Source organism: Thermus sp. FJN-A (assembly GCF_054655095.1).
Genome location: NZ_BAAHSC010000058.1, coordinates 1 through 470, shown reverse-complemented (window position 1 = coordinate 470; position 470 = coordinate 1). Strand labels below are relative to the sequence as shown.

The 470-nt window shown below is 72.8% G+C and carries 1 protein-coding gene and 1 pseudogene; both read left to right on the top strand.

Translation table 11 applies throughout. The features are described 5' to 3' along the window. Window positions 1-242 (top strand): annotated as a pseudogene (locus ACYQ0J_RS00310) (hypothetical protein); the annotation flags it as partial. Then, window positions 239-470 (top strand): hypothetical protein (locus ACYQ0J_RS00305; protein WP_460170237.1); only part of this gene is annotated, 232 nt, incomplete at its 3' end. The pseudogene ACYQ0J_RS00310 and the gene ACYQ0J_RS00305, both read left to right, overlap by 4 nt.

Genomic DNA, 470 nt, shown 5'->3' with positions numbered 1-470 from the left:
GGCTTCCTTCCGAGGGGGATTGGGGCCTGCTCCTGGAGGAGGGGGAGCGGGTGGTGGTTGAGGCCATGGGGGAGGGCCGGGTAGAGGGGGGACAGGTGGCCTGGTTTCGGGCGGAGGGGCGGGCGGAGAACCCGGTGTGCGCCTGGTGGATGGTGAGCTTCTCCCCCGACCCCCGGCGGGAGGACGAGCGGGAGATGAGGCTCTACAACGCCTCGGGCCGGGTGTGCGAGGGGGACCGATGAGGGTGGACGAGCTGGAGCATTTGCGCAGGAGGGTGGCGGAGCTGGAGGCCGAGCGGGAGAAGCTCCTCGCCCGCCTCGCCTACCTCGAGGCCCTCGCCCAAAGCCGGAGCCTCTCCCCTTCCGGCCTCTCCCGGGAGCGGGCCCTGGAGCTCCACGCCCTCCTCTCGGCAGTGTGGCTGGATCTGAACGAGGTGCGCCCGGGCCGGGTGCCCGACCTGGACCGGGCCC